At 35.0% G+C, this 12,450-nt stretch carries 9 protein-coding genes; 7 read left to right on the top strand and 2 right to left on the bottom strand.

What is annotated here, in order from left to right; genetic code table 11:
* Positions 1 to 37: 37 nt before the first annotated feature.
* Complete coding sequence (gene rpmH, locus NSQ18_RS07050) at positions 38 to 172, bottom strand: 50S ribosomal protein L34 (RefSeq protein WP_016839592.1); 135 nt, start codon at positions 170 to 172, stop codon at positions 38 to 40.
* A 532-nt stretch (positions 173 to 704) separates the two neighbouring features.
* Between rpmH and dnaA the strand changes: the two genes are divergently transcribed.
* Positions 705 to 2,048, top strand: coding sequence for a chromosomal replication initiator protein DnaA (dnaA, locus tag NSQ18_RS07045; RefSeq protein ID WP_016839593.1), 1,344 nt, complete (start codon positions 705 to 707; stop codon positions 2,046 to 2,048).
* A gap of 168 nt (positions 2,049 to 2,216) precedes the next feature.
* Positions 2,217 to 3,353, top strand: coding sequence for a DNA polymerase III subunit beta (gene dnaN / locus NSQ18_RS07040; RefSeq protein ID WP_016839594.1), 1,137 nt, complete (start codon positions 2,217 to 2,219; stop codon positions 3,351 to 3,353).
* Positions 3,354 to 3,656: 303 nt separating this feature from the next.
* Here dnaN and NSQ18_RS07035 read toward each other — a convergent pair whose 3' ends face one another.
* Positions 3,657 to 4,796 (bottom strand): IS110 family transposase, encoded by a 1,140-nt coding sequence (locus NSQ18_RS07035; protein WP_096549889.1) that lies wholly within the window; start codon positions 4,794 to 4,796, stop codon positions 3,657 to 3,659.
* Positions 4,797 to 5,264: 468 nt separating this feature from the next.
* Between NSQ18_RS07035 and yaaA the strand changes: the two genes are divergently transcribed.
* The 5 genes from yaaA (at position 5,265) to NSQ18_RS07010 (ending at position 12,408) form a co-directional block, all read left to right on the top strand.
* Positions 5,265 to 5,495 carry a S4 domain-containing protein YaaA gene (yaaA, locus tag NSQ18_RS07030; protein WP_016839595.1) on the top strand — a complete coding sequence of 77 codons (231 nt, stop codon included), beginning with the start codon at positions 5,265 to 5,267 and terminating at the stop codon, positions 5,493 to 5,495.
* Positions 5,492 to 6,604, top strand: a complete 1,113-nt coding sequence (gene recF / locus NSQ18_RS07025; protein WP_016839596.1) for a DNA replication/repair protein RecF — start codon at positions 5,492 to 5,494, stop codon at positions 6,602 to 6,604. Before yaaA ends, recF begins: the two co-directional genes overlap by 4 nt.
* Before the next feature lie 78 nt (positions 6,605 to 6,682).
* Positions 6,683 to 8,608, top strand: coding sequence for a DNA topoisomerase (ATP-hydrolyzing) subunit B (gyrB, locus tag NSQ18_RS07020; protein WP_026019162.1), 1,926 nt, complete (start codon positions 6,683 to 6,685; stop codon positions 8,606 to 8,608).
* 25 nt (positions 8,609 to 8,633) lie between these two features.
* Positions 8,634 to 11,165 carry a DNA gyrase subunit A gene (gene gyrA, locus NSQ18_RS07015; RefSeq protein ID WP_016839598.1) on the top strand — a complete coding sequence of 844 codons (2,532 nt, stop codon included), beginning with the start codon at positions 8,634 to 8,636 and terminating at the stop codon, positions 11,163 to 11,165.
* A 142-nt stretch (positions 11,166 to 11,307) separates the two neighbouring features.
* On the top strand, positions 11,308 to 12,408 hold the full coding sequence (locus NSQ18_RS07010) for an HD-GYP domain-containing protein (protein WP_339289533.1): 1,101 nt from the start codon (positions 11,308 to 11,310) through the stop codon (positions 12,406 to 12,408).
* Positions 12,409 to 12,450: the final 42 nt, after the last annotated feature.

Genomic DNA, 12,450 nt, shown 5'->3' with positions numbered 1-12,450 from the left:
CAACGAGAAAAAAAAGACCACTGAAAATTCAGTGGACTTATGCTGATAACACTTTTCTTCCTTTACGACGACGTGCAGCTAATACTTTACGTCCATTTTTTGTGCTCATACGTTTGCGGAATCCGTGTACTTTGCTGTGTTTTCTTTTTGATGGTTGATATGTGCGTTTCATCTATATTTACACCTCCAAAGTGATTATTCAGTATCTAATCATACATATAGACCTGAATATTATATAAAAAGACCCTTCTTATTGTCAAATGACTCTTTGATTACAAGTTTAGGAATGCTGCTCTTATTATTCAAAATTTTTTTAAAAATATCCACAGTGAAATTGTAGATATTCACAAATATTGTGGATAATATTTTTTTTAATTTTTTTATCCACAACTGTTATCGACATCTTTTTCACAAACCCAACCCCTGTGGAAAAACATATTGTGAATGAAAATGAACATTGTGGATAAGTTTATCAAGCTATTGAAACAACGATGTTTTTTTGATAGGATAATTGTGCTTTAATTTGTGGAAAACAATTTCGGGAAATATTTTATCCACAGTTGTTAATAACTTGTGGATAAAATAAACCACAACCTATGGAAAAAAGTTATCCACAGGTTGTGATTTTGTGTTTTAATAAAATTGGAGAATTGTTTTTGAATGGAATTATTCAAATTAAAATATGAAGTAAAGGAGTCACAGGCTTGGAACATTTAGATGAGTTATGGAACAAAGTCCTGGCCCGAGTAGAACAACAAATTTCAAAACCAAGCTTTGAGACGTGGTTAAAGTCTACAAAATTGCTCTCATACAAAGGAACAAACGTAACCATTGCTGCGCCAAACTCGTTTGCGCGAGAATGGCTGGAAAACCACTATGTACATCTAATTGCAGGAATCTTATCTGAATTAACTGGAGAAGATTTGTATATTAAATTTGTTGTACAAAAGGACCAGGACAACGAAGATTTTGATATTCCGGCGCCGGTTATTCAAACAAAAACAGCTGAGCCTTCTGAAGGCCCTCATAGCATGCTTAATCCAAAATACACTTTTGATACGTTTGTTATTGGCTCGGGAAACCGTTTTGCTCATGCTGCTTCCCTCGCAGTTGCGGAAGCACCGGCAAAAGCTTATAACCCTTTCTTTATTTATGGGGGAGTAGGATTAGGGAAAACCCATTTAATGCATGCAATTGGACACTACGTACTTGAACATAATCCAAATGCAAAAGTAGTTTACTTGTCTTCTGAAAAATTCACGAATGAATTTATTAATTCTATCCGAGATAATAAGGCGGAAGAATTCAGAAATAAATATCGTAACGTGGACGTTTTGTTAATTGATGATATTCAATTTTTAGCTGGAAAAGAATCAACGCAAGAAGAATTTTTCCACACTTTTAATACTTTACACACTGAATCAAAGCAAATTGTTATTTCAAGTGACCGTCCGCCAAAAGAAATTCCAACATTAGAAGATCGATTACGATCTCGATTTGAATGGGGGTTAATTACAGATATTACCCCACCTGATTTAGAAACGCGAATCGCTATTTTACGTAAAAAAGCAAAAGCTGATGGACTAGATATACCTAATGAAGTAATGCACTATATTGCTAATCAAATTGACACAAACATTCGTGAATTAGAGGGAGCGCTAATTCGCGTTGTCGCGTATTCATCATTAGTGAATCAAGACATTACTGTAGAACTAGCACAAGAAGCTTTAAAAGATATTATGCCTAATTCGAAACCGAAATCCGTGACAATCCAAGATATTCAAAAAGTAGTAGGAGAACATTACAACATTCGATTGGAAGACTTCAGTTCAAAAAAGCGAACAAAATCTATAGCCTTTCCTCGGCAAGTAGCGATGTATTTATCGAGAGAACTTACGGATTTTTCTTTGCCAAAAATCGGGGAAGAATTTGGTGGGAGAGACCATACAACGGTAATTCATGCCCATGAAAAGATTGAAAAAATGTTGAAGGAAGACCAACAATTACAGGAAGAAATGAAACAAATTCGAAGCTTGCTTGGAAAATAAGATTGTGGATAACTTACTTTTTCTTTAACAGGGATATACACAAAGTATCAACATGTGGATATGTTGTTTTTTATAGATAAAACTATACTTATCCACAAATCCACAACCTCTAATACTATTTCTATTAATTATTAAAAAAAATAATAATTTAATAAGTGAGGTATGACGATGAAATTTGAAATAATGAGAGATCGGTTGTTGGATGGACTAAATGATGTAACAAAAGCGATTAGTTCGAAAACAACAATCCCAATCTTAACAGGGATCAAAATTGACGTAACAGATAATGGAGTATTACTTACAGGATCTGATGCGGATATAACAATTCAAACGTTCATTCCCGCTGAAGAAGATGGCAATCAAATTATTAATATTGTTGAAACAGGGTCCATCGTTTTACAAGCTCGAATGTTTAATGAAATTGTAAGAAAACTGCCTACAAATGATGTTGAAATTGAAGTGAAAAATGAATTACAAACTCATATTCGTTCTGGTAAAACAGAATTCCATTTAATCGGTTCAGACGCATCTGAATATCCGTTATTGCCAGAAATCTCTACTGAAAATCGATTTGAAATCCCTGCTGATTTATTAAAATCGGTTATTCGCGAAACGGTGTTTGCTGTTGCTGCTAGTGAAAGCAGACCTGTACTAACAGGGGTTAACTGGAATATAGAAAATGATGAACTAATTTGCGTTGCAACTGATAGCCACCGATTAGCAAGAAGAAAAGTAAAATTAGAAAATCTACCAAATGGCATTGAATCCATTGTTATTCCTGGAAAAAGCCTGAACGAACTAAATAAAATTTTGGGTGAAACAAGCAATCCTGTTGAAATAACGATGTCCAATCAACAAATTTTATTCAAAACAGATCATGTTTTATTTTTCTCACGTTTGCTAGAAGGGAACTATCCGGATACATCTCGCTTAATTCCAAATGAGTTTAAAACAAACATTAAGCTGGATGGAAAAACATTTTTACAAGCAATTGATCGTGCATCATTAGTTGCTAGAGAAGACCGAAATAATGTTGTACGATTTGAAACATTAGAAGATGACGCTGTGAAAATATCGTCCAATTCCCCAGAAATCGGAAAAGTAGAGGAACAAATTCCAGTTGAATCGATTGAAGGAGAGGAATTGGTTATTTCCTTCAGTGCAAAATACATGATGGAAGCGTTAAAAGCAATCGATGGACAAGATGTAATTATTCAATTTACTGGTGCAATGCGTCCATTTATCTTACGATCAGTGCATGATGATTCCATCCTTCAATTGATTTTACCTGTAAGAACATACTAAATAGATTGAAAAAGTGTAGATTAAGTCGAAATGTAGGCTTGTCTACACTTTTTTGCTTAAAAAGATGGATTCCATTATAAAAACTGGACTAACTAATTTAGAAAAGGGGGCACTAGGTTTATAGATTCTTGAGAAAATGATATGTTTTTTATTTTTTTCTGTGAAAATAATTTAATTCCACTTAGCCCATGAATAGCTTCAATCTATTGAGGGTAATATATAAATAACCTAAAAAAGACAATAAGAAAGCAGAGCTACCTAATGGAAGGTAACTTTGTTTAAACTTATTCTTCTTTGGTTATACTAATTAATTAAAGGTTCTTTATAAGGCTCCTTATTAATTAGCATGGAGTAAATGATTCGAAGCATTCGATGCGATATGGCAACGAGTGCTTTTTTCTTTCCTCTTCTTGCAGCAATCGACCAATATTTAGCAGCTAACCAACGATTCCTACTTCTAGAGATTGCCCATGCTACTTCGCACAGTACAGTTTTGATATGAGGATTCCCTTTAGTCGTTTTAGTTGACTTTCGTTTTCCTGCACTTTCATGATTTCCTGGAGCAACTCCGGCCCAAGACGCTAAGTGTTGAGAGGTAGGAAATTGTTCCATGTTCACCCCAATCTCTGCAATAATAATTGCTGCGGAATCCTTTTTAATACCCGGAATCGTTAGTAATAACTCCACTTCTTCTTTATAATTCTTCAGAATTTCATCTATTCTTTCCTCGATTTGGCTGATTAATGATTCTAAATAAACGATGTGTTGCCAAGATTGTTTGATTAGAAAGATTTGATGATCGTTTAAAGTACCGAATAAAGAGTCTGTAATCATTTGTTTTTTGTGCTTCATTCTTCCGTGAATACTATTTTCTACATCAATGGAATCAACATATCCATTTTGAATTAATTTGGATAGAAGTTTTCTTCCAGAAACACCAAACACATCTGAAATAACTGAATTTAGTTTAACATTTGAGCATTCTAATACTTTCAGAATCCTATTTTTTTCTGAAGTCAAATGGCCGATCCATTTTTTACGAAGCCGAGTTAAATCACGAAGGTTTCGTATATCTTCTGGTGGAACAAAACTTTTTTCAATCAGTCCATAACGCAATAACTTCGCAATCCACTCTGCATCCGAAACATCTGTTTTTCTTCCAGGGACATTCTTGATTCTTTGAGCATTCGCTAATGTAATATCAAAGTAATCCTCCAAAATGTTATAAACAGGTTTCCAATAAACTCCAGTACTCTCCATCGCAATGTGCGTAATGCCATGGTTTTCCAACCACTTTAGTAAACGAAAGAGATCCTTTGTTAAAGTGGGGAAAGTTTCTGTTTCAATGAATAATTCATCGTCCTGTTCGCCAATCATGACACAAGCAACAATTGTTTCAGCATGTACATCTAATCCTGCACAACGTGTCATCAGTACATCCAATATAATCCCTCCCATAAAGTAGATTCACAAACAGCGAGTGAATTTGAAATATAAGCATTTTTCTGTACGTAGTCATCATTCCAAATGAATGAGCTAACAATGGGTTGTTCACCAAATCCACTCAAACAGTTTTTTATTCAGGGTATCATCCACCATAAAAGCCTACGTATTGTTAACTGTTTGTGTTATCTACATTATGGGAAAGAAATATCCATTTTCATGCCAGGGTTGTGAATGAAAATTCATGATTGTTTTTTATGATAAAAAATGTGAATAATTTCGTGTTGAATTTTTAATAACATTCGTTTTTTAATCAAATTATAAAGACGCTAGAAAATGCTAAAAAGGGTTTGAATTATATGTTTTTCGTCAAAAATTATGTTAGGCTTCTATTGCTTTTCTAGCTTATTAGCGATAATTAAGGTAAGATTAAATGATAGATGTTCGCTAAACGGAGGCTGAATTTGTTTGAATGAAATAGTAATTGATACTGAATTCATCACCCTAGGACAAGTACTGAAAGTTACGAATGCTATTAGTTCTGGTGGTATGGCAAAATGGTTTCTAGAAGAAACGGATGTTTATGTGAACGGCGAAATAGAGAAACGCCGAGGCAAAAAATTAAGGAATGGTGACGTTGTTAATATACCTGGTATTGGAAGATATGTAATTGTAAACAAGAACGGAGAAAAGGAATGATTATTGAGCGTTTACAACTTACCAATTACCGTAATTATGAATCTCTCAACTTAGAATTTTCTCCACAAATTAATGTCTTGATTGGAGAAAATGCTCAAGGAAAAACAAATATATTAGAATCTATTTATGTTTTAGCGATGGCTAAGTCCCATAGAACGAGTAATGATAAAGAATTAATACGTTGGGAAACAGACTATGGTAAAATAAAAGGTGAAATCAAAAACCGATACGGTAAAATCCCCTTAGAATTGTTAGTTACTAAGAAAGGTAAAAAAGGGAAAGTTAACCATATTGAACAATTGAAACTGAGTAATTATATAGGGCAAATTAACGTTGTGATGTTTGCGCCAGAGGACTTAAACATAGTGAAAGGAAATCCTCAAGTGCGCAGACGTTTTATTGATATGGAAATTGGGCAAATCTCTCCCGTTTATTTACATGAATTATTGAATTTTCAAAAGCTTTTAAAACAACGAAATCAGTTGTTGAAAAATTATCAGGGGAAACCGAAAATCGATGAAGTACTGTTTGACATTTACACTGAACAATATATTCAATCCGCAGTACAAATTATTCGTAAACGATTTGAATTTGTTGATTTATTACAAGAATGGGCAGAAAAAATCCATTCCGGCATATCCCAAGGAATTGAAAAGTTAAAGATTAAATATCTCACAACAAAAGGGATTGAAAAAGATTGGACTGCTAATGAAATGGCTACATACTTAGCAGAAAAATTTACTCAAGTGAAAGAGAAAGAAATGGAAAGGGGCCTTACTTTAATTGGACCTCATCGTGATGACTTGCAATTTTTCGTAAACGATTACGATGTTCAAACATATGGTTCGCAAGGACAACAAAGGACAACAGCCCTTTCATTGAAGTTAGCAGAAATTGAATTAATAAAACAAGAAACGGGAGAAGCCCCTATTCTTCTATTAGATGATGTGTTGTCTGAATTGGATGATTTCCGTCAATCGCATTTGCTGAATACGATTCAAGAAGAGGTACAGACATTTGTAACAACTACGAGTGTTGATGGAATTCACCACGAGACGATACAACATGCGAAATTGTTTCACGTGAAACAAGGGAAAGTGGAGATTTGATTAGCGTTTATTTTTTCGCATTTTAAAATAAGAATTTCAAATAATGCATACAAGGGTATGAAAGAGTAGGTGAACGTGGTGGCTTTAGAGGAAAGTAAAGTTCAGGGAAACTATGATGCTGACCAAATACAAGTTTTAGAAGGATTAGAAGCTGTCCGCAAACGTCCAGGAATGTATATTGGAACAACAACTTCAAAAGGTTTGCACCATTTAGTATGGGAAATTGTAGACAATAGTATTGATGAAGCGTTAGCTGGCTATTGTAATAAAATTCATGTAACGATTGAAAAAGATAATTGGATTCGAGTAGAAGATAATGGTCGCGGAATACCAGTAAGCACACATGAAAAAATGGGTATACCTGCAGTTGAAGTCATTATGACTGTGCTCCATGCCGGCGGAAAGTTTGGTAGCGGAGGATATAAAGTTTCAGGTGGTTTACATGGTGTTGGAGCTTCTGTTGTAAACGCGTTGTCTTTAGAAACAGAAGTTTATGTGAAACGTGATGGTCATATTTATTACATTAAGTTTTCCCGTGGAAAAACTGTAGAGCCGTTAAAAATTATTGGGGATACTGACGAAACTGGAACAACTACTCGCTTTAAAGCGGATCCAGAAATTTTCCGAGAAACTACTGTGTATGATTATGAAACGCTAGCAACCCGCATTCGTGAATTGGCGTATCTAAATCGAGGCATCATCCTTACTTTAACGGATGAGCGTGGAGATGAGGTCCGTTCTGATTTTTATCATTATGAAGGCGGAATTAGAGAATATGTTGAACATTTAAATGAATCCAAGGAACCGATTCATGAAACGATTGATATTGCGGGTGAAAAAGATGGAATTTCATTAGAAATTGCACTGCAATATAATTCGGGATATTCAACTGATATATATTCATTTGCTAATAATATCAACACATATGAAGGTGGTACCCACGAATCAGGATTTAAAACAGCCTTGACTCGTGTCATAAATGAATATGCACGAAAAAACGGCTTGTTAAAAGATAATGATGCAAACTTAACAGGAGAAGATGTCCGAGAAGGATTAACTGCGATTATATCTGTTAAACACCCTAATCCTCAATTTGAGGGTCAGACAAAAACAAAATTAGGAAATTCTGAAGTAAGCACAATTACAAATCAAATCTTCTCGGAAACTTTTGAACGTTACTTATTAGAAAATCCATCGGTAGCTAGAAAAATTGTTGAAAAGGGAATTATGGCTGCTCGAGCTCGAATTGCAGCCAAAAAGGCACGTGAATTCACGAGAAGAAAATCAGCGTTGGAAATTTCAAACTTACCGGGTAAACTTGCAGACTGTACTTCAACAAACCCAGCAGAATCAGAAATTTTCATCGTCGAGGGGGATTCAGCAGGCGGATCTGCGAAATCTGGCCGAGATCGATATTTCCAAGCGATTCTTCCTTTGCGCGGAAAAATTTTAAACGTTGAAAAAGCCAATTTAAACCGCATTTTATCCAATGCAGAAATTCGTGCGATGATTACTGCATTTGGTACGGGTATTGGTGATGAGTTTGATTTAGAAAAAGCACGATATCATAAAATCATTATCATGACCGATGCCGATGTCGATGGAGCGCATATTCGTATTTTATTGCTAACGTTCTTCTTCCGCTTCATGCGTCCGCTTATTGAAGCAGGATATGTATATGCTGCTCAACCACCTCTATATCAAGTGAAACAAGGAAAACATGTTGAATATTGTTATTCAGATGAAGAACTTCAAGAAATATTAAATCGCCTTCCAGACAATCCAAAACCTACAATTCAACGATATAAGGGTTTAGGAGAAATGAATGCAGATCAGTTATGGGAAACTACGATGGATCCTGAAAGACGTACGTTGCTTCAAATTCAATTGGATGATGCTATTAAAGCAGACCAAATTTTTAGACAGTTAATGGGCGATGAGGTTGAGCCTCGTAGACAATTTATTGAAGAAAATGCCGTCTATGTTGAAAACTTAGACATTTAATTTTTATGAAGGGAGGTTATTATCTTTGGCTGAGAATATACATTCTGAAATCAAACAAGTAAAGATTAGTGAAGAAGTTCAATCATCTTTTTTAAGTTATGCAATGAGCGTAATTGTTTCTCGCGCGTTACCAGACGTACGAGATGGTTTAAAACCAGTTCAACGCCGTATTTTATATGGCATGCATGAACTGGGGAATCATTCAGATAAACCGTATAAAAAGAGCGCTCGTATCGTTGGTGACGTCATGGGGAAATACCACCCACACGGTGACTCTTCCATCTATGATGCAATGGTGCGTATGGCTCAAGATTTTAGTTATCGTTACGTATTAGTTGATGGTCACGGTAACTTTGGTTCCGTTGATGGAGACGGCGCAGCTGCAATGCGTTATACAGAATCTCGCATGTCTAAAATTGCTATGGAGATGTTGCGGGATATCAATAAAGATACGATTGATTACGATCCAAACTATGATGGAACAGAAAAGGAACCTAAAGTATTACCGTCTCGTTTCCCAAATTTACTTGTAAATGGTGCATCGGGAATTGCAGTTGGAATGGCTACGAATATACCGCCTCATCAATTAGGAGAAACAATCGATGCTGTTGTTGCTGTAGCTGAAAATCCCGAAATTACGACAGAAGAATTGATGGAAATTATTCCGGGACCTGATTTCCCAACAGGTGGTATTATTTTGGGACGAAGTGGAATTCGTAGAGCTTATGAAACAGGTCGCGGTACAATTGTTGTCCGTGCAAAAGTCGAAATTGAAACGAGCTCAACTGGTAAAGAAACAATCATCGTCACAGAAATCCCTTACCAAGTGAACAAAGCGAAATTAATTGAAAAAATTGCTGAGCTGGTTCGAGACAAAAAAATTGAAGGAATTTCGAATCTTCGTGATGAATCTGACCGCCGTGGAATGCGGATTGTCATTGAAGTCAGAAAAGACGCTAATGCAAATGTTGTGCTAAATAATTTATATAAACAGACAGCAATGCAAATGAATTTTAGCGTGAATATGCTTGCGCTAGTAAATGGACAACCGAAAGTATTAAGCTTAAAAGAAGTACTTTATCAATATTTACAACATCAAAAAGAAGTTATTACACGCCGCACACAATTTGAACTTCGAAAAGCGGAAGATCGAGCTCATATTTTAGAAGGTTTGCGCATTGCTCTAGATCATATCGATGAAATCATCAATATCATTCGTTCTTCCCGCACTGGTGAAGAAGCAAAACCAATATTAATGGAACGTTTCAACTTAACCGACAAACAAGCACAAGCGATACTAGATATGCGTCTTGTTCGCTTAAGCGGACTTGAAAGAGAAAAAATTGAAAATGAATACCAAGAATTACAAAAATTAATTGGCGAGTTAAGAGCGATTTTAGCGGATGAGGCAAAGATAGTAGATATTATTAAAAGAGAATTGCTAGAAATAAAAGAAAAATATAATGATGAACGCCGGACTGAAATAGCTCCTGGTGGCCCTGAGATGATTGAAGATGAAGATTTAATCCCAAGGGAAGATTCTGTTGTTACACTAACTCATAGAGGTTATATAAAAAGACTTGCATCCAGCACGTATCGCAGTCAAAAACGTGGTGGCCGTGGAGTTCAAGGAATGAATACTCATGAAGATGATTTCGTTGAACATTTATTGTTTACATCTACTCACGACGTCATTTTATTCTTTACTTCTAAAGGAAAAGTATACAGAGCAAAAGGTTATGAAATCCCTGAATTTGGTCGCACGGCAAAAGGTTTACCGATTGTAAACTTATTAAACCTTGATAAAGAAGAGAAAGTAACAGCGATGATTCGAGTAAAAGAGTATGACGAAAATGCCTTCTTCGTCTTTACAACAAAAATGGGGATTGCGAAACGTACATCTTTATCACAATTTGCCAATATCCGAAATAACGGCTTAATTGCTATTCATTTACATGAAGACGATGAATTGATTTCTGTTCGATTAACAGATGGTTCTAAACATGTCGTTATCGGTACAAGAAATGGCATGTTAATTCGCTTTGAGGAACAGGATATTCGTGAAATGGGCCGCACAGCAGCTGGTGTGCGCGGTATAAAACTTCGCGACGGTGACTGGGTAGTTGGTATGGAAATTGTAGAACCTGGTCAAGATATTTTAGTCGTGACAGAGAAAGGTTATGGAAAACGAACTTCTGAGTCAGAATACCGTTTACAAAATCGCGGTGGAGTTGGAATAAAAACGATTCATATCACCGAGAAAAACGGTCCAATGTGTGCGGTGAAAACGGTAGATGGTACAGAGGATATCATGTTAATCACGAATAATGGTATTTTAATTCGCATGGATGTAAATGATATTTCTTGCATTGGACGAAATACTCAAGGCGTTCGCTTAATTCGATTAGCAGAAGATGAGCACGTTGCGACGGTAGCAAGAGTGAAAAAAGAAGATAATTCTGATGATCATGATTCAACTACAGAAGTAGAAAACGAAGTTAAAGATGAAGAAAAAGAAACTTCAAATGAAGTAGAAAACAAAGATTTAGATGAATAATCTTAATTTCAAAAAACAGAAACATTGCTTAAAGTAATGTTTCTGTTTTTTCTTTTTAGAAAAGTACTAAAATATTGACTAAATTATTGTATAATTTTACATAGAGAATTCTTTTTGAAAAAAACAAAAAGGGGTTTTCAGTGTGAAATTTACAATGGTGAATGTAAATAACTTGGAGTTAGGTGCAATTATCGCAAAAGACATCTATGCTAATACTAGATTTCCAATTATAACTAAAAATTCACCTATTTCCCATAAGCATTTACATGTCTTTAAAGCTTTTAATATCCATGAAGTGCCTATTCTCATTAATAGCGTGAAAAAGTCTGTTCCAAGTAAAACAGGAGAGGTCGAAGAAGTTATCGTCATTACGGAGCAAGTAAAACAAATTAATCCCTTTGAAAAAAAGTATTTAGAAACATTGGAGCAATTTAAAAAAGACTTTAGCAATTGGGAAGCTGGAGCAAAAATTGATATGACAAAAGTAAGAGGAACGATTTTTCCTTTAGTAGAACAAGTTTTGCAAGATCGGTCATATATTTTTGATTTAAACAGCTATTCTAACCCGAATGAATATCTATACCACCATTGTATCGCTACAGGATTAATAGCAGCTTCAATTGCTAACAAATTAGGATTTGACAAAGGAAATACATTGCAGATGGCGATAGCAGGGACATTAGCAGATTGTGGGATGTCAAAAATTCCAAAAAGCATTCGAAATAAAAAAGCGGCATTAACTGAAGCTGAATTTAATGAGATTCGGAAACATCCAATTTACAGCTATAACATGGTAAAAGAATTACCAGCATTGAAGGCTGAGATGAAAATTGCAATATTCCAACATCATGAACGTTTAGATGGAAGTGGATATCCATTAGGAGTTAAGCATGAAAAAGTATCTCAATTAGCACAAATTATTGCAGTTGCTGACACATTCCATGCAATGACTAGTGAACGTTTGTATCGTTCAAAAGAGTCTCCTTTTAAAGTAATTGAAATGATTAAAGAAGAGGAATTTGGTAAATTTGATATTCAAGTGGTTAATGCAATGACGAATCTAGTAGCTGATTTACCAATCGGAACAAAAGTAGAATTGTCAAATTTAGAGAAAGCAGAAGTAATGTTTATCAACCAATATAATCCAACACGCCCTTTAATAAAATTATTAAAAAATGGAGAAATCATTGATCTATCAAAACAAAGATCATTAACAATTTCAAGAGTCATATCAAATGAATAGATAGAAATGCTAAATTTTTATTAAGTCGATGGATAGTTAACT

This window comes from Ureibacillus sp. FSL K6-0786 (genome assembly GCF_037965165.1).
In the GTDB taxonomy this organism is placed as follows: Bacteria; Bacillota; Bacilli; order Bacillales_A; family Planococcaceae; genus Ureibacillus; species Ureibacillus thermosphaericus.
The sequence above is the reverse complement of the archived record's forward strand: the minus strand, read 5'-3'. Positions and strand labels throughout refer to the sequence as shown.

What these genes read in the sequence shown, in the direction of transcription:
- rpmH (WP_016839592.1), bottom strand. Translation starts at nt 172, where the DNA reads ATGAAACGCACATATCAACCATCAAAAAGAAAACACAGCAAAGTACAC.
- dnaN (WP_016839594.1), top strand. Translation starts at nt 2,217, where the DNA reads ATGAAATTTGAAATAATGAGAGATCGGTTGTTGGATGGACTAAATGAT.
- recF (WP_016839596.1), top strand. Translation starts at nt 5,492, where the DNA reads ATGATTATTGAGCGTTTACAACTTACCAATTACCGTAATTATGAATCT.